Consider the following 22,943-nt stretch of genomic DNA (forward strand, 5'->3'; position numbering starts at 1 on the left):
ACGTTAAACCTTTTCGGATGACTGTTCTGCCAGACGCCCGAGTCGGGACCACATTAGCAGGTTCGTCACATGGTTAAAGGTGGGTCTATCAGGGGTCGAAACCTAGCGGCATTAGGGCAATCGCATATCGCCCATGCGTGCAACGCATGACTGTTAGCGCACCCCATAAAGCCATTAGTTCAATGGTAAACTATTCTACGCGCTGATCGGGTCGCAGGACTGCAAGACCGGTCTCAGCCTCTTTCGAGAGGTCTTCAAAATCGAAATTATCCAATCTTCTCGCGCGCTTACCTGCTTTGTCCGCGCTGATCTTAATCTCTTCAATGTCCTTGGCGGCCTGCCCGAAATGGCGGTCAAGGTTCGCCACGCGCCCTCCAAGCCGATCAACGTCAGCATAAAGCGCATGCAATTCCTTACGGATTGCTCCGGCTTGCTCTTGCATGCGCGCGTCTTTCAGAATCGCCCGCATGGTGTTGAGCGTCGCCATGCAAGTGGTCGGAGAAACGATCCAAACCCGCGCAGTGAAGCCTTCGCGCACCACATCGGTGAAGTTGGCATGTAATTCTGCGTAGACCGCCTCGGACGGCAGGAACATCAACGCCCCATCCGCCGTCTCTCCCTCGATAATGTAGCGGTCGGAAATATCACGGATGTGTTTGCGAACCGACAGCCGGAATTGCTGCGCCGCCCGGGTCCTTTGTTCCGGCGTATCGGCGCGGCGCATGGCCTCGTAGCCTTCGAGCGGGAATTTCGCGTCCACCACGATTGGTCCCGGCGGGTTCGGCAAGTGGATCAGGCAATCGGCACGCCGCCCGTTGGACAGAGTTGCCTGCAACGTATAGCTGTCCGAGGGCAGCGCCTTTGATACGATGTCATGCAGTTGGATTTCGCCAAATGCCCCGCGTGTCTGTTTGTTCGACAGGATGTCCTGCAACGACAGCACATCGCCCGACAATTTGGTGATGTTGGCCTGCGCCTTGTCGATGGATTGCAGCCGCTCCTGGAGTTCGCCCAAGGAATGCGCCGTGCGCCGGGCAGAGCCATGCAGGTTCACGGCCATCTTGTCCTGCACTTCGGCAAGCCTTTGTTCCATCAGCTGGATCATGGCAGATTGGCTTGTCGCCTGTGCCTCCGACACATGGTGCAGACCGCCCGCCAGCCGCTCCTGCCCCTCCCCCAACTGTTGAACGCGCCCCGCAACGCCGCGCATCTGCTGTGCCAAAGGCTCCACCGATCGCGCCGCACGCGAGGCAGAGCGCGCTGAGGATACCAGCAAGAACAGCAGCAGACAGACGACGCCCAGCGCAATCAAGGTCACAGGATCAGAGAGGTTCAGCGATACGTCGCCAATCTGGATCATGAGCGCCCAAACAGCCGTTCGATGTCCGTCAAGCGCAGCTCCACATAGGTCGGTCGCCCGTGGTTGCACTGGCCGGAATGCGGTGTTGCCTCCATCTCACGCAGGAGCGCATTCATCTCTTCGGCACGCATGATGCGGCCTGAGCGGATCGAGCCATGGCAGGCCACGCGGCTCAGGATCGCCTCGATCTTTTCCTGGACCAGTTGGCTTTCGCCAAGGTCGTCGAGCTCGTCCAGAATATCGCGGATCAGCCCCTGACTGTCCACTTCGCCAAGGATCGCCGGGGTCTCTCGCACCGCAATCGCCCCGTTGCCAAAGGCTTCGACGGTCAGCCCCATACGCGACAGATCATCGGCCACCGCCAGCAGACGCTGCGCCTCGTCATGGGACAAGTCGATCACGTCAGGAATCAGCAAAGCCTGCGCCGCAACGCCATTTTCGGCCATCTGTTTTTTCAGCTTTTCGTACACCAGACGTTCATGCGCGGCGTGTTGATCCACGATGACCATGCCCGTTTCCGTCTGGGCAATGATGTAGTTCTCATGAACCTGCCCCCGTGCCGCGCCAAGCGGTTTGCGGATGATGTCCTCGCGTGGCTCCTGCGGGGCCTCTGGCTCAACCACACGCCCCGAATAGCTGCCGCCGAGCTCGGCAAAGCCGCTGTGTTGCGCGGGGTAGGCCGGCGCGGGCTGGAAATATGCTGGCGCTTGCGCCGCGTAGCTGGCTTGCCGCGCGCCAAGACTGGGCCTGTCCATCTGGTACACGCGCGGCTGGTGCAGAGGCTGGGGGGTATGTCCCAACGGGCCCACCTGTTCAGGCCTCAGTGCGTTCAAAGTCGCATCCGCCACGGTGGTCGACGCCCGATGCCCGGCGTTCGCAAGCGCGTGCCGCAGTGAGGTCACGATCAGCCCGCGCACCACGCCGGGATCGCGGAACCGCACCTCTGATTTCGCGGGGTGTACGTTCACGTCGACCTTGTGCGGGTCGCAATCGACGAACAGCGCCACCGCCGGGTGCCGATCCCGCGACAGGAAATCCTGATAAGCCCCGCGCAACGCACCGATCAGGGTTTTGTCCCGCACCGGCCGACCGTTTACGAACAGATGCTGCGCCACCGATGTTCCACGTGAATAGGTCGGCAGTGCGGCATACCCGGTGAGGCGAAAGCCCTCCCGCTCCGCATCTATGGCAAGCGAATTCTCCGCAAACTCGCTGCCCATGACGCGCGCCAGTCGTCCTCGCAGCGCGTCGAACAGATCGCCCTGCTCAGGCTCCACACGAAAGGTCACGCGATCGTTGCCGCCAGACACATCGCGCAGGGTAAAACCAACCGACGGCTCTGCCATGGCGAGACGTTTGATCGTGTCGGAAATCGCCTGCATCTCGGCACGGTCCGTGCGCAGAAACTTCAGCCGTGCCGGAGTGGCAAAAAACAAATCCCGCAGCGTGACAACTGTGCCGCCGTTCAGCGCACATGGTTTTGCTATGCCGCGATGCCCACCATCAACAGACAGTTCGACCGCCTCGTGGCCCTTGGCTCGGCTTTGCAGCGTCAGACGCGCCACCGCCCCCAGCGAGGGCAACGCCTCCCCCCGGAAGCCAAAAGAATGAATGTCGAGCAGATCGCTGCCGTCGATCTTTGAGGTTGCATGCCGCGAGAGCGCCAAGGGCAGATCGTCTGCGGTCATGCCACAGCCGTCATCGGTGACCCGGATCAGGGTTTTACCCCCATCCGCGATTTCAATGCCGACCCTACGCGCGCCAGCGTCAATGGCGTTTTCGACCAATTCCTTAACCGCAGACGCGGGCCGTTCCACCACTTCGCCAGCGGCGATACGGTTGATGGAGGCGTCGTCCAGTTGCCGGATGGTTGGGCGCATATTGGGGTCGTGCGTGTTCATGCCACCAGACCTAGCACCACATTTCCGATTCTGAAACCGCCGTTCAGCGGTAACGCCGCACCTGCATCAAACAAGGTATCGCGTGATGACTATGCAACATATGTACCTATGTATCATATTTTTCGAAACTTTATTGCGTTAATAAAGTTATCATCAATATAGCCAACCCGAGTAAAGGATACGAAGATGCTGGTTCCCCTGATCGCGTTCGAAACGATTTCCTCCGTCTACGGCGAAAGCTTTGCGAAGACGTGGTTTCAACCCATCAAGCTGGTCCAACGCTGACACGACAGCTTCTTAGAACCGTCGCAGCGCAGATGACAGTGCGGGCCATTTCCTTGGCCAACTTGTCCCGCACTGGGGCCTAACAGCCCGCAGCATCAAACACGCTTAGCCGCCTGTTGCGTCGGCGTACCACTTGCGGATGGCGGCACGCTCGTCGTCTTCCATCCATGACAGGTTCGCCGGCGGCATGGCATGTGTCACCCCGGCCTGCAAAAATATCGCGCGCGCATGTCGGGCGACCTGCGCCTCGGTTTCCAGACGCACGCCCTTGGGCGGCCACAACAGGTTGCCGTAGACCGGCTCTGCCGCGTGGCACATGGAACACCGCCCCAGCACGATGTCATGCACGTCCTCAAACCCCTCGGCCTGCGCAAACCGCAGCGCGGCCGGCCCTTGCGCCTCTTCCGGCTCTTCCGTCTGGAACAAAGGCGCCGTGGACAGCCACATGATCAGTAGAAACAGCACGGCCGTCGCCAGCCACGTCCAAGTGGGCGTCCCCTTGCGCGCGTGCACCGTGTTGAAGAAATGCCGGATCGTCACACCCATCAGGAAGACCAGCAGCGCGATCAGCCAGTTGAACTCGCTCGCAAAGGCCAGCGGGTAGTGGTTCGACAGCATCAGGAACAAAACTGGCAGCGTCAGGTAGTTGTTATGGGTGGACCGCTGCTTGGCGATAAAGCCGTATTTTGGATCGGGTGTCTTGCCAGCGATCAAATCGGCCACGACGACCTTTTGGTTGGGGATGATGATCATCGCAACGTTGCCGGTCATGATCGTCGCGGTGAAGGCCCCCAGATGCAACAGCGCCGCCCGCCCTGAGAACACCGACGTGTAAAACAGGGCCATCAGCACCAGCACGCCGAACAGAACGACCATCAGCAGGTTCAGGTTCTTGCCCAGCGGCGATTTGCACAGCTGGTCATAGACCACCCAGCCAAGGCCAAGGGACAGAACGGATATTCCAATCGCCTGCCACGCCGCGAGGTCCATGACATTTGGATCGACCAGATAGAACTCCGCCCCGAAGTAATACACCGCCGTCAGCAGGGCAAAGCCGGAGATCCATGTCCAATAGCTTTCCCATTTGAACCAAACGAGATCAGAGGGCATCTGCGACGGCGCCACGAGATATTTCTGAATGTGGTAAAAACCACCGCCATGCACTTGCCATTCTTCGCCATCCGCGCCGGAGGCGAGATTACGGTCGCGGTGCAATCCAAGGTCCAGCGCGATGAAATAGAACGAAGACCCAATCCACGCGATGGCGGTAATCACGTGCAGCCATCGAATGGCAAATTCGGCCCAAGCGCCGAATGTGGCGAGATCGTACATGTAGTGTCTTTCCTTATGACGCTTGGCCGAGTGTATGTACATCACGCTATCTCACGTAAAGTGCCATGCAAAGGCTCCCACTTTCTCCATCCTTGGATCGCAGCGCAAATCTCCTTGAATTTGGGATGGAACTGACCAACTGTCGCGGCGTTACATTCCATTAACAGAATTTGAAAACGACAGGAGATATGCATGTTCACCCGCAAAAGCCCGTCGACGGGGTCCGGCTCTCCAGAGGTCACAGGGTTCTACGATCGCGACACCGGCTCGATCATGTATGTGGCCGCCTGTCCGGAGACAAAGCAAGCCGCGCTGATCGATGTGGTTCTCGATTTCGACCCGGAGGCCGGACGCACCCGCACGGACAGCGCGCAGGAGGTTCTGGATTTCGTCAAGGCGCAGGGGCTTACCGTGGCTTGGGTGCTCGACACGCATCCGCACGCAGATCACATGATGGCCTCCCACTGGCTGACACGGCAAACCGGTGCGCCCAATGCCATTGGCGAGAAGATCCGTGAAATTTCCGCGTTGTGGCGTGGCATCTACCACCTGCCAGACGCCTTTGACCCCGACCGCGATTTTGATGGGCTCTTTGCTGACGGCGAGCAATTCTCTTTCGGCAATGTGCAGGTGAACGTGATGCTTTCGCCCGGGCATACGCTGGGTTCGATCACCTATGTCATGGGTGACGCAGCTTTTGTACACGACACGTTCATGCATGTAGATACAGGCACGTCCCGTGCCGATTTTCCCGGCGGATCATCGAAAGACCTGTGGAATTCGTTGCAGGAGATACTGACGCTTCCAGATGACACGCGGCTGTTCGTCGGTCACGATTACCCACCGGTCAAGGACCGACACGATCCCGCATGGGAGGCGACAGTGGCCGAACACAAGCAACGGAACCCGCATCTTGCGGGCAAAACCGAGGCGGAATTCATCAAGCTGCGTGATGATCGCGACGCGACGCTGTCTCTCCCGGATCGAATGCTCTTTGCGCTACAGGTCAACCTGCGCGGTGGCCGACTTGCGCCGCTGGAGGATGATGGCCACTTCTATTTCAAGATACCCGCGAACAAGTTCTGAAAGGACAGCACATGAAAAGCGAAACCGTGAACGGCGCAACGTTTGAGACCTGGACAGTGGACGAGGTCGAGGCTGGCATGGAGAGCGGCAAGATTATTCTGATCGACGTGCGCACACCGCAGGAATACATGTTCGAGCACATTCATGGTGCGTTGCTGATGCCCATGGCGGGCTTCGACGCGGGCGCTCTGCCCGGTCAGTCAGACAAGCAGATCTTGCTGCATTGCGGCTCTGGCGTGCGTTCGGAAAAGGTGAGCCGTGCGGCAATGGATGCCGGGATCACCAGGATTGGCCATATGGAAGGCGGGTTCGGCGCGTGGAAAGCCGCCAAAAAGCCGTACATCGGTGTGAACATGGGCACCGGTGCGCCACAACGTATGGAGTGATGTGAGGCAGCTTTTCCGTCGCACCCAAGTGCGACGGTGGGGCACGCTGCCCCGACGCTCCCGGAGTATTTTTGAAGCAAAGAAACAGGGGCCGTTCTCTTAAACCTCAACGTCGCTTGACGGGATAATCGGGAAGAATTTGCCGCCAGACCACAACCCGAACCAATCGTCATGATGTGCGCCGATGTCCACCAATCGGTAGAAACTCTTGCGATCAATAAGCGCTTCGAGGTTGCGGCGGACCAAGACGTAAGGAGACGGCTCACCTGTTTCCGGATCGCGCTCGACGCGGATCGGGTGTTCTGGACCTGCGGTGGCAAAATCGCCCACATGGGTCTCAAACGCTATGGTCTGCGCCTCACCTTTGCCCTCCACCGTGAAATCGACCGCGACAAATGGTGCATCTTCGACCGTGATTCCGACTTTTTCGACCGGAGTCACGAGAAAGTAATCCTCGCCATCTTTGCGCAGGATGGACGAGAACAGCTTGACCAGTCCGACCCTCCCAATGGGCGTCCCGAGGTAGAACCAAGTGCCGTCCCGCGCGATCCGCATGTCCAGATCACCGCAAAATGGCGGGTCCCACTTGTCGACCGGCGGCAGTCCCCTGCCCTTTTTTGCAGCTTGCGCTGAGGCGGCGATGCCATCAGCCGAGGGTGTCACGATATTTTGTGCCGACATTGCTTTTGCCATTAACCTAACCAAGGATACATTGAACAAAAGACTATAGGTCGGAAACGGAGAGATGCCATGCCCCCCCTAGACACCGACGCCGAGGATCTGGTCGCCGATATCGAAGCATTGGAGACGAAGCTGGCAGAGGCCAAACGCTCCATAACTGCGAGATTCATCGGCCAGGAGCGCGTCGTTGACCTGACGCTGGCCTCCATGCTCTGCGGCGGTCACGCGCTGTTGATCGGCCTGCCCGGCCTGGGCAAGACCCGTTTGGTCGAAACCCTCAGCACCGTCATGGGGCTGCACGGCAACCGCGTGCAGTTCACACCGGACCTGATGCCTGCCGATATCCTAGGCTCCGAGGTTCTGGAAACCGGAGAAGACGGCACACGTGCCTTCAAATTCATCGAAGGCCCGATCTTCTGTCAGCTTCTCATGGCCGACGAGATCAACCGCGCCTCTCCCCGGACGCAATCGGCGTTGCTGCAGGCGATGCAGGAAAAGGTGGTCACCGTTGCCGGGCAGACGCGCCCGCTGGAGGCCCCGTTCCACGTGCTCGCCACGCAAAACCCCATCGAACAGGAAGGCACCTATCCCCTGCCCGAGGCGCAGCTTGACCGTTTCCTCGTGCAGATCAACGTGGCCTATCCGGATCGCAAGACCGAGAAGGATATTCTGCTTGCCACAACCGGGACAGAAGAAGCGGACAGCCATCAGGTCTTTACCGCGGCAGAGCTGATCGCCGCGCAGAGACTACTACGTCGGATGCCCGTGGGCGACGCGGTTGTTGAGCAGATCCTCGACCTTGTGCGCGCATTCCGCCCCGACGATCCCAGCGCGCCTGAGCGGGTGAAGGACATTGTTGCATGGGGACCCGGTCCCCGCGCCGCTCAGGCGCTGATGCTGACGGTTCGCGCGCGGGCGCTACTTCAAGGTCGACTGGCCCCCTCGCCCGAAGATGTACTGGATATGGCCAAGCCGGTTCTGGTCCACCGCATGGCGCTGACATTCTCCGCCCGTGCCCGCGGCGAGGATCTTGGCGCGCTGATCGACGATGTGGCAGGCGGGCTGTTGCAAAAAGTCGCCGCAGCGTGAGTTCCGTCGCCCATCTCCGCACCCGGGCGCAGGAGGAAGCCAGCCGCTTCCCCGCGCTTCTGGCCCGTGCCGAACATCTGGCTGGCACCGTTCTTCTGGGTGACCACGGCCGTCGGCGCGCTGGGCTGGGCGACGATTTCTGGCAATACCGTCCGCTCCAGGCAGGCGACTCGTTTCGGCAAATCGACTGGCGGCGTTCTGCCCGTGGCGACGAGCAATTCGTGCGGGAACGTGAATGGCAGATCGCGCAATCGGTCCAGATGTGGGTCGATCCCGGGGCCTCCATGCGCTTTTCCAGTCACAAGGACATTCCGACCAAGTCCGACCGCGCGCGGCTGACCGCGCTTGCCACGGCAGTCTTGCTGGTGCGCGGCGGCGAAAGGGTGGGGCTGACCGGCTGGGCCTTGCCGCCACGCCGGGGTAATGCGCAAACCCTTCGTCTGGCGGAATATTTCAGTACCGATGGCGAGGACGACTACGCCGAGCCAGAGGCGCGCGGCATGTTGCCCGACGCCAAAGCGCTGTTCGTTTCCGATTTTCTCGGCGACCTCGCCCCGGTGGAGGCCGCGCTGACCAAAGCCGCCGACCGTGGCGTGCGTGGCGTTCTGTTTCAGGTGCTCGACCCATCGGAGGAAGCCTTCCCCTTCCACGGGCGCACCATATTTGAAAGCGTGAACAAATCCGTCGCCTATGAGACACTGAAGGCCAATGACCTGCGCGACCGCTATCTTGAACGTCTCGCGGAACGCAAAGACCGGCTTGATACCCTCTGCCGCCTGACCGGCTGGCAGTATTTCACGCATCACACGGATCACAGCGCCCAATCGGCCTTGCTATGGGTTTATCGCGCGCTGGACGGGAGCCAAGGATGACCTTGTTCGGACTGGGGTTTTCCGCCCCATGGTTGCTAATGGGACTGATCGCGCTGCCGATCCTCTGGATCATTTTGCGTGCCATCCCGCCTGCTCCGGTTCGGCGGATATTCCCTGCGGTGGTGCTGTTGCTTGGCCTCAAGAATGACGAGCAGGTGACGGACCGAACGCCATGGTGGCTTTTGTTGCTGCGGATGCTGGCCGTTGCGGCGGTGATTATCGGCCTGTCCGGACCAATCCTCAATCCGCGCGATGAGGGCGATGCCGCAGGGACCGGACCGCTTTTGGTGGTGATGGATGCAAGCTGGGCCTCGGCCGCAGACTGGCGGCTGCGGATGAACACGCTCGACGGGCTACTGGCGGAGGCCGGGCGCGACGATCGCCGGGTCGCCTTGATACGGCTCACGGACCCGCAGGAGCCGCAATTTCTGTCCGCAGAGGCCCTGCGCTCTCGCCTGACAGGTATTGAGCCAGAACCATGGGAGCCGGGACCGGACGCGCTGGACCGTGCCATCGACCTGCTTCCGGACGAGAATTTCGATACTTACTGGATGTCCGACGGGCTGAACCGTGATGGACGCGCGCCGCTGCTGGAGGCTGCGCAGGATCGTGGGCAGGTCACGGTCTTCGAAGCACCGCGCAACCTGCTTGCCCTGGAACCAATGGTATTGGCGGATGGCAATTTGACCGCCACTCTGCGCCGTTTGCGCCCGGGCCCCGAGGCAGAAGTGACGCTTGAAGGTCATGGCCGCGATCCCGCCGGCAACCCGGCGGTCCTGATGCGCACGCCAGTAACTTTTGAGGCACAGGCCCTCACAACCCAGATTGAACTGTCGCTCCCTTCCGAACTGCGCGCCCGCATCGAAAGGTTCGAGATCGGCGGCGCGGACAGCGCCGGCGCGGTGACCCTGCCCGACGACTCCCTACGGCGGCGTGAGGTGGCGTTGATCGCCGCCCGCGAGGACCGCGAGGGTCTGCAACTGCTTGACCCACTGCACTATCTTCGCAAAGCGCTTGCCCCGACGGCCGACATTCTGGAAACCGATCTGAAGACCGTGATCCCCGCCAACCCGGATGTGATCGCGCTGGTGGATGTCGCACAATTGACCGGTCAAGAGGGCGCCGACGTGCTCGACTGGGTGAATGCTGGCGGCACCTTGCTGCGGTTTGCAGGACCACGGTTGGCGGCCTCTGACATCAGCCGCGACACCGAAGATCCGCTGATGCCCGTGCGTCTGCGCGCCGGAGGCCGGACCGTCGGCGGCGCGATGAGCTGGGGCGAACCCAAGTCGCTTGCCCCTTTTACCGAAGGCAGTCCATTCATGGGCCTGACCATCCCAGACGATGTGGCCGTGAACAGTCAGGTTATGGCCCAGCCCGACCCGACACTTGCTGACCGCGTGATCGCGCAATTGGCCGATGGCACGCCGCTGGTCACCCGCAAACAGGTCGGACAAGGGCAGGTCATCCTGTTCCACGTCACGGCCAACGCGGAGTGGTCTTCCCTGCCGCTGTCTGGTCTGTTTGTGCAGATGCTTGAACGGCTTGCCGTGTCCTCTGCCACCGCGCAACCGGACATTGAGGATATGGAAGGTACGATCTGGAAACCAGTGCGCGTGCTCGACGCCTTTGGCGTGCCACAGGATGCGGGCGTTCTGCCCGGTGTTGAGGGGCCCGCTCTGGTCTCTGCCCCGCTTGGCCCCGACTTGCGCCCCGGACTGTATCAAGGCGAAGATCGCAGCATCGCGCGCAATGTCGTCACCGCCGAGACGGAGCTGATCCCGATGACATGGCCCGACACTGTGCCCGTCGAGGGGCTGAACCGCTCTCAGGAGCAACCGCTGGCCGGATGGCTTCTGGCCGCGGCGCTGCTGCTGCTGGCAACCGATGTGATCGCGACATTGTCTCTGTCCGGTCGCCTGCGCGGTGCGGTGGCAGCGGGCCTAGCCTTGATGCTTCTGTCTGCCACGCAGCAAGGTGCGCGTGCCCAGGACGAACCGCAAGCCGATCCCGCTGCCGACGCGCGGGCGCTTGCCGCCACGTCTGAAGTTGTGCTCGCACACGTGCTGACCGGCGACGCGCGGCTGGACGAGACGGCCCAAGCGGGGCTACGCGGCCTGTCCGACACGTTGTTTTTCAGAACCTCGGTCGAACCGGCGGAGCCTATCGGCGTCGATCTGGAAACCGACGAACTCGCGTTCTATCCAATGCTGTACTGGCCGATCACCCCGGACCAACCGACTCCCTCGTCCGAAGCCTATGCCAAGCTCAACACTTACCTCCGCTCCGGCGGCCTGATCCTGTTCGACACCCGAGATGCGGATGTGGCAGGGTTCGGCTCCGGCACGCCGGAGGGGCGCAAGTTGCAGGAACTTGCCGCACCGCTCGACATTCCACCACTGGAGCCGGTCCCGCAGGACCACGTCCTGACCCGCACCTTTTACCTGCTCAACGACTTTCCCGGCCGATGGCAAGGTCGCGACGTCTGGGTTGAAGCCGCACCGCCCGACGCCGAGCTGATTGACGGAATGCCCTTCCGCGATCTCAACGACAATGTGACCCCCGTGGTTATCGGCGGCAACGATTGGGCCGCAGCCTGGGCCATGGACGAGGCGGGCAATCCGCTGGTGCCGCTGGGCCGAGGCTTTACCGGCGAACGCCAACGCGAAATCGCCTACAGGTTCGGAGTAAATCTCGTGATGCATGTTCTGACCGGCAACTACAAAAGCGATCAGGTCCACGTTCCTGCGCTGCTGGATCGGCTGGGCCAATGAACGCTGCTCAGATCGTTTTCGACCCGCTTCTGCCTTGGGGCGCTATCTTTGGTCTTGGCGCTGTGGCGTTGGCAGGCGTGGTGCTTGCTCTGTGGCGCGGGCTCAAGGGCTGGTGGCTGCGTGCGCTCGCTGCGTTGGTGGTAATCGCCGCGCTGGCACAGACGTCGTGGCAAAAGGAGGAGCGCGCGCCACTGTCTGACATCGTGCTGATGCTGGTGGACGAAACCGCCTCGCAACGGCTGGCAGAGCGCGCAGGCGTCACCTCCGCCGCAGCCGATGATTTGGAGGCGACGCTGCGCGCCCGCCCGAACACAGAAGTCCGCCGCGTTCCCGTGCCGGATGGCGATGGCGATGCGGGCAGCCAGTTGATGACCGCGCTGTCGGCCGCCATGGCAGAAGAACCCCGTGGCCGTATTGCAGGCGTTGTGCTGCTGTCCGACGGGCGATTGCATGATCTCGAACGCGCGCCTGACCTGCCCGCGCCGCTGCATCTTCTGCTCACCGGGCAAGAGGACGATTGGGACCGCCGCCTGATCGTACGCAATGCCCCGGCCTTTGCCATCCTGGGCGAACCGGTCGAACTGACCCTGCGAATCGAAGATGACGGCGCAGCCCCCGGTGAGTCCACCACCGACATCCAGATCTCCGTGGATGGCGCAGATCCTGAAAGCTACCGCGTGCCGATCAACGAGGATCTGGTGCTGCCGATCGAGTTGCCCCACGGCGGACTGAACGTGATCGAATTCGTGGTCCCCGAGGCCGACGGTGAGCTGACTGATCGCAACAACCGCGCGCTGGTGCAGATCAACGGCGTGCGCGACCGCCTGCGCGTCTTGCTGGTGTCTGGTGAGCCGCATGCCGGCGGACGCACGTGGCGCAACCTGTTGAAATCAGACAGCTCCGTGGACCTTGTGCACTTCACCATTCTGCGTCCGCCAGAAAAGCAAGACGGCGTGCCGGTCACCGAATTGTCGCTCATCGCCTTCCCCACGCGAGAGCTGTTTCTCGAGAAAATCGAGGACTTCGACCTGATCATCTTTGACCGCTACAAACGGCGCGGCATCCTGCCTGCGATCTATCTCGACAACGTGCGTAACTACGTCGAACAGGGCGGTGCAATGCTGGTCGCCGCCGGCAAGGATTTCGCCAGCGCGGATTCGATCTACCGTTCGCCGCTTGCCGACATCATCCCCGCGGAACCCACTGCCCGTGTGATCGAGCGCGGCTACCGTCCTGCCGTGACCGAGATGGGCGAACGCCACCCGGTGACCGCCGGTCTGGAAGGCGCGGAAACGTGGGGCCGGTGGCTGCGTCAGGTAGAAGTGGAACCGACCTCCGGCGACGTGGTCATGCAGGGTGTCGACGACAAACCGTTGCTGGTGCTGGACCGGGTCGGCGAGGGGCGCGTGGCGCTGCTGGCGTCCGATCAGGCGTGGCTGTGGAACCGAGGCTTTGAGGGCGGTGGCCCGCAACTGGAACTGCTGCGCCGCCTCGCCCATTGGATGATGAAGGAACCGGAACTGGAAGAAGAAGCGCTTTGGGCGGAACCCACCGGCCAGACAATGCGTATCATCCGACGCTCTTTGTCGGGCGACGTGGGCAACGTTACCGTTACCGGACCTGATGGCGAACCCGTTGAAGTCCCGCTGGAAGAAGTCAGCCCCGGTCGATTCGAAGGGACGTTCGAAGGGCCCGAAATCGGCCTCTATCGCCTGACTGAATCCGATCTGGAAACGGTGGTCGGCCTTGGCCCCTCCGCCCCGCGCGAATTCATCCAGACCATCGCCAGCGGCGAGGCCCTGACGCCCTTGATCGATGAGACACGCGGGGGTGTGTTGCGGCTGGAAGACGGCATGCCATCGGTACGCAACGTCCGACCTGGCCGTCCCGCGGCCGGACGTGGCTGGATCGGCATCACCCCGCGAGAGGCGTTTGAAACGCTCGACGTGCGCCAGACCGCGCTTCTGCCGCCTTGGCTGGTGCTGCTTCTAGCGGCGGCTCTGATCGTTGGCGCTTGGTTGCGAGAGGGGCGAGCCGGCGCCGCAGCTTAACGCATGGCGCGCGGCGCAGTAGCGTCGCTCCCTCCGTCCGCCGAACATCGGTCCAGCGCCCCAAGCCCCCCTCGGGGATCACAGCCACTGTCAGACGTCAGGGCAAAGGCCTGCTCGGTTTCATGCGGATGCAAAAGAACACGCATTCCCAGCACCAAGTTCGTTGCGCCCTCAGCATGATCGGCCAACCGCGTATCAGCGCAGCTTGACGCACATCTGACCAGGCTCGGCCACGGGTCATCTTGATCGCCAAGCGCTCCGCTCCACCCCACAACTCAGAAGCAGGACGTATCGCGTGCGACGAAGGCGATCACGACCCCGGCGTCTGTCCAGTGGTCCGATCCGTCGGCTCCAGAAGGACCGCGCGACTGACAGAGGCAAATTCGCGCCGCAGGACGACCGCCAAGGTCACGATCGTCGCCAGTGTCAAAGGCAACGCGCCGCCAAGCCACGCCGCGGAGGCGATGCCGAAATAGACCGAGCGAAGGCCACGATTGTAGCTCCGCGCGCCGGTGACGTTGATCTCGGCCGCCTTTTGAGCGCGCGGCATGGTCACCGGGTCGCTCACGTCTTCCGGCACGGCGGCCATCAACACGGAGGTGTACCCAAACAGACGATGTGACCAAACGAATTTCAGAAACGCATTGGCCGCGAACAGCAACATCACCATCAACTTGATCTCGAACACCACCACGGGGTCGGCGCTTTCTGTCAGGTCGGCGGCCACACCGCGTAGCTGATCCGCATTGCCCAGCAGCGCAAAGCCCCCACCGATGGCAATCATCGACGCCGAAGCAAAGAACGCCGTCCCTTGCCGCAGGTTCGAAACGATCTGACTGTCAAAGATCCGCGGACTGCGATGCACGAATTGAACCATCCACTCCCGCCTGTAAGCGGCCATCAGCGTCGACATCGACGGGCGGCGCTTGGGTGGATGTTCAATAATCAACGTCGCCCCCATCCAGCATAGCGCCAGAAACAGCACCGCGGCGGCGTCCCAAGGCGTGAACCCGGACAAGAGGGTCTGAACTTTTATCAAAACGGCTGCACCACGACCACCCAAAGGATGGCAATGGTCCCGATCACACTGGCTTCGTTGAAAATGCGCAAAAACAGGTCGGATTCACGGAATTCGCCTTGTTGCGCACGGCGCACCAGCTTGCCGATCCATAGGTAGTGGACGGCCAGCAGCAGCACCAGAGAGGCCTTGAGATGCAACCACGCAGGCCAGCCAAGCCATGTTCCGTACCATATTCCCGTCAGAATCGCGATGACACCCAGCCCGAAAGAGAACCGATACAGACGGAACGTGAGATCCCCCAACGGACCATTTTCGCCAGTTTTGGCATAATCGCGTTTCCAGTAAATGAGCGCGCGCGGCACCGCAAAGATCGACGTCATCCACCCCATCACGCAAAGAATATGTATGATTTTGACCCAAGCCATGCGGGATCCCTTCTGTTTGCTGCAGATGACCTTTGCCAAGGGGCACATGCAAGGTATCGCGCGACATTCCGCCCTCAATTCGCAGTTTTGGTTATTTTAGTTGACCAATTATGCGGATTTTGGTTTCTGGTGACACGGCGCGGGTGCGTCGTGCTGTGCAATGCCTTACCTTTTGGCAAGGGGCGCACACCTGAGGAGGAGACACCCATGCAGATGCCGGAACCCAACGCCGCCGTGATCGCTCGAAAGGCCCGCATCGTCGAAATGCTGGAGGCCGCCCTGCCCGGTGGTATCATTCATGATGAGGCCGAGGTCCGCGCCTATGAATGTGATGCACTCACGGCCTATCGCTGCCCGCCGCTTGCGGTGGCTTTGCCCTCATCGACCGAGCAGGTCTCTGCCCTGCTGAAGATCTGTCATGACGAAGGCGTGCCCGTGGTCCCGCGTGGGGCGGGCACCTCTCTGGCGGGCGGATCGCTGCCCACCGCAGATTCGCTGATCCTGGGCGTGGCGCGCATGGCCGAGGTTCTGGAAACCGACTACGACAACCGGTTTATTCGCGTGCAGACCGGGCGCACCAATCTGTCGGTGACAGGCGCCGTGGCCGAAGATGGGTTCTTTTATGCACCCGACCCCTCGTCGCAACTGGCCTGCGCCATTGCCGGGAACATCGCCATGAACTCTGGCGGGGCGCACTGTCTGAAGTATGGCGTGACCACCAACAACCTGATGGGCGTGACACTGGTGCTGATGGACGGCACAGTGGTGGAACTCGGCGGCGCGCATCTGGACGCGGGCGGGCTGGACCTGCTGGGCGTGATCTGCGGCTCCGAAGGGCAGCTGGGTGTGGTCACAGAAGCCACCCTGCGCATTCTGCACCAACCCGAAGGCGCGCGACCCGTTCTGATTGGCTATGACAGCAACGAAGTTGCGGGGGCCTGTGTGTCGGACATCATCAAGGCGGGCGTGCTGCCCGTCGCGATCGAGTTTATGGACCGTCCTTGCATCCGCGCCACGGACGCGTTTTCCGGCGCTGGCTACCCCGATTGCGAGGCGCTGCTGATCGTCGAGGTCGAAGGGTCAGACGCGGAAATCGACGAACAGTTGCAAAAGATCACCGCGATTGCGCGCCGTCACAATCCGGTTGAACTACGCGAGGCCACCGACGCCGATGAGGCCGCGCGTATCTGGCTGGGCCGCAAATCGGCCTTTGGTGCCATGGGCAGCATCAACGATTATATGTGTCTGGACGGAACGATCCCGGTGAACGAGCTGCCCTATGTCCTGAAACGCATCAGTGAGATGTCAAAAGAGTTCGGGCTGGAAGTCGCAAATGTCTTTCACGCGGGCGACGGCAACATGCACCCGCTTATCCTGTTCAATGCAAATGAGGCGGGGCAGTTGGAGCTTTGCGAAGACCTTGGCGCGGAAATCCTCAAGCTGTGTGTCGAGGTTGGCGGCTGCCTGACGGGCGAACATGGCGTCGGGGTGGAAAAGCGCGATCTGATGCACCATCAATACGCGCCGCAGGACTTGGAAGCGCAAATGTTGATCAAGGACGTCTTCGATCCGAAGTGGCTGCTGAACCCGGCGAAAGTTTTTCCTCTGGATGCCTCGAACGCCCGCCGGACGGCAATGCTGGCGGCGGAGTGAGAATTTTGAGTGTTTTCAACCCAAAGAAGCAGGGGGCACGGCGCGGATGAGACCGGGGAGCGAGGCGGAACTGGCCGAGATGGTGCGTGATGCGACAGGCGGCCTCAGGGTGCGCGGCGGCGGCACGCGGCCCGTTGGCAGCGGCGCGGGAGAGGTTCTGGACACCACTGGTTTGTCAGGCATTCATCTTTACGAGCCGGGCGCGTTGACGGTGGTAGCTGGCGCCGGAACGCCGCTGTCGGAGATAGAACGACGCCTTGACGCCGAAGGGCAACGGTTGGCCTTTGAGCCGATGGATCATCGCGGTCTGCTTGGCACCTCTGGCGACAGCACCATTGGCGGCGTGGTCGCAGCCAACGTCTCTGGCCCGCGGCGCATTCAGGCCGGAGCCTGCCGGGATTTCTTGCTGGGCGTTCGCTTTGTCGATGGGCAGGGCACCGTGATCAAGAACGGAGGCCGTGTGATGAAAAACGTCACTGGCTACGATCTGGTGAAGCTGATGGCGGGGTCGCGCGGCACGTTGGGCGTGTTGTCCGAGGTGTCGCTGAAGGTGCTGCCGAAACCCGAGGCTGCTGCCACGATCTTGTTCGACGGCCTGGATGACGCGCAAGCCGTTCGGGCGATGGCGCGCGGCCTGGGATCGCCCTTCGACGTGACCGGCGCGGCGCATTTGCCCGAAGGGCCGGAGGGGCATCCTGTCACGCTGCTGCGGGTTGAGGGTTTTTCAGGGTCCGTCGATTATCGCGCCGACACCATGGCGAAGCTGTTTGGCGCTCTGCCGGTCCGTGTGGAGCGTGACCCTGTACGTGTCGCGCAGCTATGGACCGACATTCGCGACGTGACGTCGATGAAGGGAGCAAATGGCGATGTCTGGCGCATTTCCTGCAAGCCCAGCGACGCGCCGGCATTGGTCGAAGCGCTTGACCCGACCTCTCATATATTTGACTGGGGCGGCGGTCTGATCTGGGCCCTGATGCCTGAGGGCACCGATGCGCGCACCCGGTTGGGTATGATCGACGGCCACGCCACCCGCGTGCGCGGAGCGGGCACCACACCGGTCTTCCCGCCGGAATCAGCCCCGGTGGCGGCGCTGACCCGCGCCATCCGTCAGCGCTTTGACCCGCGCGGGATCTTGAACCCCGGGTCGTTTCACTGATGACGGCCTCTGTGCTCACGGCTTTTGCCTTGTCCTTCCTTGGTGGCCCGTTGCTGTGTGCGTTCCTCCTTCGGCTGCGGTCGACGTTGATCGTCCTGTTCGCTCTGGCAACTGTCGTCGTCGGCAGTATGGCCATCGCGCTGTGGGTGGAAACAGGCGCCCCCTTGCTGTCCCTCGCCTTGATGTGGGTCGGCTGGGTGTCGGCCTGCGCGATGGTTGGCCACGCCTTTCTTCGACGCCTGGCAGGTCCCCGCATCCGGCGCTGGATCACCGTCGTCACCATTCTCGCCACCACCTTGCCCTGGTTCGGTCTGGCCACGGCCCGGCTGATGGGCTGACACAGGATACCAGCATGCAGACGACCTTTACCCCCGAACAACTGACCGATCCCGGCACCGCACGCGCCAATGAGATCCTGCGCGCCTGTGTGCATTGCGGGTTTTGCACAGCCACCTGTCCGACCTATCAGGTGCTTGGCGATGAACTCGACAGCCCCCGCGGCCGCATTTATCAAATCAAGGATATGCTGGAAAACGATCGTGTGCCCGATGCCAAGACTGTCAAGCACATTGACCGCTGCCTGTCCTGTCTGGCCTGCATGACCACCTGTCCGTCCGGCGTCCATTACATGCATCTTGTTGACCACGCTCGGGAATATATCGAAGAACACTACGAGCGCCCAAGGTCGGAGCGCGCGCTGCGCTGGGTGCTGGCACAGGTGCTGCCCTATCCCACGCGGTTCCGCGCGGCGCTGCTCGGGGCCAAGATCGCCCGCCCCTTCCGCCACCTTTTGCCTGATCCCCGCCTGCGCGCCATGCTCGACATGGCACCGAAACACATCCCGCCTGTGTCGCGCAACGATGACCCGCAAAGCTTTACGCCTGAGACGCCGAAGATGCGTGTCGTCCTGATGACAGGGTGCGCGCAAAAAGCCCTGAACACCGACATCAACGACGCGACCATCCGCTTGCTCACCCGCTTGGGGGTGGAGGTCGTCATTCCCGAAGGCGCGGGCTGTTGCGGGGCGCTGACCCATCACATGGGCAAGACCGACAGCTCTCACCGCTTTGCCGGCGCCAATATCCGCGCCTGGGTGCGCGAGATGGATGGCAAGGGACTGGACGCCATCGTCATCAACACATCGGGCTGCGGTACCACGGTAAAGGACTACGGCCACATGCTGCGCAACGATCCATTGGCCGAGGACGCCGCCCGGGTCGCGGGGCTGGCTTGCGATATTTCGGAACTGCTCTCCCGACTGGACATCCCCGAAGGCGCGCCCAAGGATCTGCGCGTTGCCTATCACGCGGCATGCTCCCTGCAGCACGGCCAAAAAGTGACCACCGCGCCCAAGGCCCTTCTGCGTCGCGCCGGATTTGAGGTCGTCGAACCTGCAGACAGCCATCTGTGCTGCGGCTCGGCGGGCACCTACAACCTGATGCAGCCCGAGATTTCTGGCCAGCTCAAGGCACGCAAGGTCAAAACGCTGGAGGCCAAGCAGCCTGACGTCATCTCTGCTGGCAACATCGGCTGCATGATGCAGATCGGCAGCGCCACCGGCATCCCGGTGGTGCACACGGTGGAACTGCTCGACTGGGCCACGGGAGGGCCGAAACCTGCGGCGCTCCGCCAGGACTAAGAGCCTCACGGAGGCGTGAGACGGCCTCGCACCCGCCGCCCCATTTTCGCCTTATTGTCTGAATAAATCCGGTAGAAAAGGGGGCGACGTGCGGGCAGTCATTTCTACAATATTGATTTTCCTCGCGAATTTCGCGTCTGCACAAAGCCTGTTCACGATGGAAAGCACCGAAGGCGCCCGTCAGTGGGAGGCCGTCGGACGTCTGGAAATCGCCGGAGAAGCGTTTTGCACCGGCGCGCTTATTACCGAGCGGCTCGTTCTGACTGCCGCGCATTGCCTTTACGATGCGCGCACTGGCCTGCGGGCCGACATCAGCGACATCCAATTTCTCGCCGGTTGGCGCAATGGACGTGCCGCCGCGTATCGCCGCACGCGTCGCGCCGTGGCGCACCCTGATTACGACTACGCAGAGACCTCCAGCACTGCGCGGGTACGCAACGACGTGGCCTTGCTCGAACTGCAACATCCGATCCGTAACACCACCATAACGCCTTTCGACACCGGCCCGCTGCCAATGCCCGGGGCAGAGGTCGGCGTCGTCAGCTACGCTCACAACAGGTCAGAGGCCCCCACAATGCAGGATCTTTGCACTGTGATTGCGCATCAACAGGGGCTGCTGGTGCTGTCCTGCGATGTAGACTTTGGCGCGTCTGGCTCTCCGGTGTTCAGCTTCGGCGCGGATGGCGTCCCGCGCATCGTCTCCGTCGTTTCGGCCAAGGCCGCCGCGGATGGGCGAAAGGTTTCTCTGGCAGTCGATATGCTCGAACCGCTGACAGAGCTGAAGGCCGCGCTCGACACCGCACAAGATCCCGGTGCAGGGCTGGAAACCATGCCCGCAGGCAGCCGCCGCGACACCGGTGCCAAGTTTATAAAGCCCTGAGATACCCAATCGCGTCGTATGAGCAGCGCATCCGTGGCGCAGGATGGGAAACACCCGGTCATATGTACAGCGGACCTTAAAGATATCGGCCCGTGTCGGATGGGTGTCTGCAGGCGGGTGGAATACTGCCCGTAGGGCATGCGGCCCTGACCGCGCAAATAGGGTCTTGAAACCCGAAAAACCGCTCCCAAATTAATCTCACCGGAATGCCTGAACAGGGTTCCGGCGCAGACCCCGGGCCTGTCCATCGCGGAAGGCCCAGCAAACTTAGGTATCGCTCAATTGGAGGATTCCATGAGACAATATGATTTTGCCCCCCTGTACCGTGCCACCGTTGGTTTTGATCAACTGGCCGAGATGATGGATCGCGTGCTGACCAGTGACGCACCTCAGCAGGGCTATCCCCCCTACAATATTGAAAAAACCGCAGATGATGCCTACCGCATCTCTATCGCTGTGGCCGGGTTCGCCGATCAAGACCTGTCCGTAGAGGTTAAGGAAGGCGCGCTTGTTGTTTCCGCTCGCAAGGCCGACGACACCGAAACCCGCGCCTACCTGCATCGCGGCATTGCCACCCGCGCGTTCGAGCGCCGCTTTCATCTGGCGGACCATGTGCGCGTGATCGGCGCAAGCCACGAGAATGGTATGCTGCATATCGACCTCGCACGCGAGATCCCTGAGGCGCTGAAACCGCGTCGGATCGAAATCGCAAAGCCGCAGGCGGCCATCGCAAAAGACGTGGTCGAGTCTGACAAGGTCAACTGAACAGTTTTACATAATGCACCATGGCCCCGGAGATCTCTTCGGGGCCTTCTTGGTTTTCGATCATGCGGTTCTGGACCGCTCTTGCGCAGTTTCTGTCGCAGCACCACGGCCACCGCCTTGGGCCCCCCTCCACATGGCGAAGCGCGTCAACCACCTCGTTCAGTGGATACCCCCTGTCGATCACCGGGCGCAATGTGCCCTCGGCCCACATTTCGGTCAGCACGGCCAGATTCTCTGGGCTGTCGCCAGAAACCGTCCGAACCAGACGCGGCCCTCCAAACAGCTTTTCCGCACCAGGTGCGACAGATCTTTGCCCTTGAAATTCAGTGGGCTAAACACGCCGTCCGGTTTCAGGCTGGCCCGGATATGCCGCCAGTCGGTTGCTCCTATGCAACCCAGCAGAACGTCATGCCCGCGCTCTGCCTCAATGCGGCCCCGCTGGTACTCCAGCACCCGATCCGCGCCCAGTGCCGTCAGAAATGGCCCATGGACGGGCCCTGCTACCGCTGTCACCCGTGCGCCGAAAGCCCGCGCGATCTGCACCGCATAAGCACCAATTCCGGCGGAGGCTCCGAGGATCAGCACACATTGTCCCGGCTGCACCTGCGCCATGGCACGCATGATCAGGTTCGAGGACAACGCCATCGCACTCAGGGAAAAGGACATTTCTATCCAGCCTGAGAACTTCGGTATCCGGGCCGGCTCGCACGCTGCGCATCTGGAACTTGCAAGGCAAGGGTTGAGCCTCGGGGTCTGTCCGGTGCCTTTGGGCGACAGCGATCCGGCCAAGCAAGCGCGTTCTGCCAGAGATCAAATTCGACTATCCGCTCTGACTGATCGCACACCGCGAGCTGCGCACGTCGCCTCGCGTGCGCCTCGTTTGGGAGCTATTGGACGAAATGCCTCAGACGCTTTCGCATGGCGAGCCGCTACGGGCCACGGTTTCGCCCCCGGAACACCCATGACAAGGCAGGCCGCGCAAGCAAATCCTCCCTTGACAACGGCAGTCCGCATTCCACCAACCACAGAGTCGCTGACAGCCGATCCGCCATGCGAAACGCCTGCATAAACCCAGCCAAGGCCAGCCCACTGGAAAGCCAGGCGCCCAGCGGCATGGAATGCGCAAAACACGCGGCACAGCCGGAAAGCAGCACGACAGACCAGACCTGAGCCTCTGCCCGCATCTTCGTCGCCATCTGGACCGGGCAAGTCACGGCGTCCCCGCGCGGCCGACCCAGGAGCGCCATCTCAATGATTTGCTGGCGACGCTGCGCGTTGATGTAGCTTTGCGGAAGATCATCCCGCACCAGAAGATCATTGGCGATGTTGTCATCAAGCCAGCAAATCCGGAGCAAGATCAAGAATCCCAACGCGCCTGACACCGCAGGCGCGAGGTGCAAGACACCCAAGGCCCCTGCGGCAATCGCAAGACCACCGCACAGCACACATAAGACGAAAGATAGATCCTGATCCTCTGGCATATGCGGACACTCTTTTTGCTCACCACGCAGTTTGACAGCAAAAATATAAAACCGTGTTACCCGGCGACAGGATCAAAGCGCCGACGGGCAAAGCCGCTTTGACACA

General features: G+C 61.6%; 21 protein-coding genes. 12 read left to right on the forward strand and 9 right to left on the reverse strand.

Annotated elements, in window-relative coordinates:
* Positions 1 to 190 precede the first annotated feature (190 nt).
* The 3 genes from GGQ68_RS19575 to GGQ68_RS19585 form a co-directional block, all read right to left on the reverse strand.
* Positions 191 to 1,360, reverse strand: coding sequence for a DNA recombination protein RmuC (locus GGQ68_RS19575; RefSeq protein WP_183969006.1), 1,170 nt, complete (start codon positions 1,358 to 1,360; stop codon positions 191 to 193).
* Complete coding sequence (mutL, locus tag GGQ68_RS19580; protein WP_183969008.1) at positions 1,357 to 3,261, reverse strand: DNA mismatch repair endonuclease MutL; 1,905 nt, start codon at positions 3,259 to 3,261, stop codon at positions 1,357 to 1,359. Before mutL ends, GGQ68_RS19575 begins: the two co-directional genes overlap by 4 nt.
* Before the next feature lie 390 nt (positions 3,262 to 3,651).
* Entirely contained in the window at positions 3,652 to 4,878 is a 1,227-nt protein-coding gene (locus GGQ68_RS19585; protein WP_183969010.1) for a urate hydroxylase PuuD, read from the reverse strand.
* A 192-nt stretch (positions 4,879 to 5,070) separates the two neighbouring features.
* Between GGQ68_RS19585 and GGQ68_RS19590 the strand changes: the two genes are divergently transcribed.
* Positions 5,071 to 5,964, forward strand: coding sequence for an MBL fold metallo-hydrolase (locus GGQ68_RS19590; RefSeq protein ID WP_183969012.1), 894 nt, complete (start codon positions 5,071 to 5,073; stop codon positions 5,962 to 5,964).
* 11 nt (positions 5,965 to 5,975) lie between these two features.
* On the forward strand, positions 5,976 to 6,350 hold the full coding sequence (locus GGQ68_RS19595; RefSeq protein ID WP_183969014.1) for a rhodanese-like domain-containing protein: 375 nt from the start codon (positions 5,976 to 5,978) through the stop codon (positions 6,348 to 6,350).
* Positions 6,351 to 6,449: 99 nt separating this feature from the next.
* On the opposite strand, the gene GGQ68_RS19600 is transcribed toward GGQ68_RS19595, so the two are convergent.
* Positions 6,450 to 7,031, reverse strand: a complete 582-nt coding sequence (locus GGQ68_RS19600) for a DUF1285 domain-containing protein (RefSeq protein ID WP_183969016.1) — start codon at positions 7,029 to 7,031, stop codon at positions 6,450 to 6,452.
* A gap of 69 nt (positions 7,032 to 7,100) precedes the next feature.
* On the opposite strand from GGQ68_RS19600, the gene GGQ68_RS19605 reads away from it, so the two are divergent.
* The 4 genes from GGQ68_RS19605 to GGQ68_RS19620 are packed head-to-tail and all read left to right on the forward strand — an operon-like array spanning position 7,101 to position 13,817.
* Positions 7,101 to 8,120, forward strand: coding sequence for an AAA family ATPase (locus GGQ68_RS19605; protein WP_183969018.1), 1,020 nt, complete (start codon positions 7,101 to 7,103; stop codon positions 8,118 to 8,120).
* Positions 8,117 to 8,992: a DUF58 domain-containing protein gene (locus GGQ68_RS19610; RefSeq protein ID WP_183969020.1), complete on the forward strand. Its 876-nt coding sequence runs from the start codon at positions 8,117 to 8,119 to the stop codon at positions 8,990 to 8,992. The genes GGQ68_RS19605 and GGQ68_RS19610 overlap by 4 nt, the downstream gene beginning before the upstream one ends.
* On the forward strand, positions 8,989 to 11,766 hold the full coding sequence (locus GGQ68_RS19615) for a DUF4159 domain-containing protein (protein WP_183969022.1): 2,778 nt from the start codon (positions 8,989 to 8,991) through the stop codon (positions 11,764 to 11,766). The genes GGQ68_RS19610 and GGQ68_RS19615 overlap by 4 nt, the downstream gene beginning before the upstream one ends.
* On the forward strand, positions 11,763 to 13,817 hold the full coding sequence (locus GGQ68_RS19620) for a glutamine amidotransferase (protein WP_183969024.1): 2,055 nt from the start codon (positions 11,763 to 11,765) through the stop codon (positions 13,815 to 13,817). Before GGQ68_RS19615 ends, GGQ68_RS19620 begins: the two co-directional genes overlap by 4 nt.
* Positions 13,818 to 14,127: 310 nt before the next feature.
* Here the strand turns inward: GGQ68_RS19620 and GGQ68_RS19625 are convergent, their stop codons facing one another.
* Together GGQ68_RS19625 and GGQ68_RS19630 are read right to left on the reverse strand one after the other, a co-directional pair.
* Positions 14,128 to 14,853: a DUF599 family protein gene (locus tag GGQ68_RS19625; protein WP_183969154.1), complete on the reverse strand. Its 726-nt coding sequence runs from the start codon at positions 14,851 to 14,853 to the stop codon at positions 14,128 to 14,130.
* Positions 14,853 to 15,263 (reverse strand): CopD family protein, encoded by a 411-nt coding sequence (locus tag GGQ68_RS19630; RefSeq protein WP_183969027.1) that lies wholly within the window; start codon positions 15,261 to 15,263, stop codon positions 14,853 to 14,855. The genes GGQ68_RS19625 and GGQ68_RS19630 overlap by 1 nt, the downstream gene beginning before the upstream one ends.
* Positions 15,264 to 15,470: 207 nt before the next feature.
* Here GGQ68_RS19630 and GGQ68_RS19635 point away from each other — a divergent pair, with 207 nt between their 5' ends.
* From GGQ68_RS19635 to GGQ68_RS19660, 6 genes are all read left to right on the forward strand, one after another.
* The gene (locus tag GGQ68_RS19635) at positions 15,471 to 16,916 is read left to right on the forward strand and encodes an FAD-linked oxidase C-terminal domain-containing protein (protein WP_183969029.1); all 1,446 of its coding nucleotides are present in this window, start codon (positions 15,471 to 15,473) and stop codon (positions 16,914 to 16,916) included.
* 46 nt (positions 16,917 to 16,962) lie between these two features.
* Complete coding sequence (locus GGQ68_RS19640; protein ID WP_183969031.1) at positions 16,963 to 18,072, forward strand: FAD-binding protein; 1,110 nt, start codon at positions 16,963 to 16,965, stop codon at positions 18,070 to 18,072.
* Positions 18,072 to 18,410, forward strand: a complete 339-nt coding sequence (locus GGQ68_RS19645) for a hypothetical protein (RefSeq protein WP_183969033.1) — start codon at positions 18,072 to 18,074, stop codon at positions 18,408 to 18,410. Before GGQ68_RS19640 ends, GGQ68_RS19645 begins: the two co-directional genes overlap by 1 nt.
* A gap of 14 nt (positions 18,411 to 18,424) precedes the next feature.
* On the forward strand, positions 18,425 to 19,711 hold the full coding sequence (glcF, locus tag GGQ68_RS19650) for a glycolate oxidase subunit GlcF (protein WP_183969035.1): 1,287 nt from the start codon (positions 18,425 to 18,427) through the stop codon (positions 19,709 to 19,711).
* 157 nt (positions 19,712 to 19,868) lie between these two features.
* Entirely contained in the window at positions 19,869 to 20,591 is a 723-nt protein-coding gene (locus GGQ68_RS19655) for a trypsin-like serine protease (RefSeq protein WP_183969156.1), read from the forward strand.
* Between the two features lie 294 nt (positions 20,592 to 20,885).
* Positions 20,886 to 21,356 carry an Hsp20 family protein gene (locus tag GGQ68_RS19660; protein WP_183969037.1) on the forward strand — a complete coding sequence of 157 codons (471 nt, stop codon included), beginning with the start codon at positions 20,886 to 20,888 and terminating at the stop codon, positions 21,354 to 21,356.
* Here GGQ68_RS19660 and GGQ68_RS19665 read toward each other — a convergent pair.
* From GGQ68_RS19665 to GGQ68_RS19675, 3 genes are all read right to left on the reverse strand, one after another.
* The gene (locus tag GGQ68_RS19665; protein WP_183969039.1) at positions 21,349 to 21,579 is read right to left on the reverse strand and encodes a zinc-binding dehydrogenase; all 231 of its coding nucleotides are present in this window, start codon (positions 21,577 to 21,579) and stop codon (positions 21,349 to 21,351) included. The genes GGQ68_RS19660 and GGQ68_RS19665 overlap by 8 nt on opposite strands.
* The gene (locus GGQ68_RS19670) at positions 21,573 to 22,022 is read right to left on the reverse strand and encodes a zinc-binding dehydrogenase (RefSeq protein WP_183969041.1); all 450 of its coding nucleotides are present in this window, start codon (positions 22,020 to 22,022) and stop codon (positions 21,573 to 21,575) included. Before GGQ68_RS19670 ends, GGQ68_RS19665 begins: the two co-directional genes overlap by 7 nt.
* Before the next feature lie 263 nt (positions 22,023 to 22,285).
* A complete protein-coding gene (locus GGQ68_RS19675) occupies positions 22,286 to 22,837 on the reverse strand; it encodes a hypothetical protein (RefSeq protein WP_183969043.1) in 552 nt (183 codons plus the stop codon).
* Positions 22,838 to 22,943 lie beyond the last annotated feature (106 nt).

It is taken from the genome of Sagittula marina, assembly GCF_014196795.1.
Lineage (GTDB): Bacteria > Pseudomonadota > Alphaproteobacteria > Rhodobacterales > Rhodobacteraceae > Sagittula > Sagittula marina.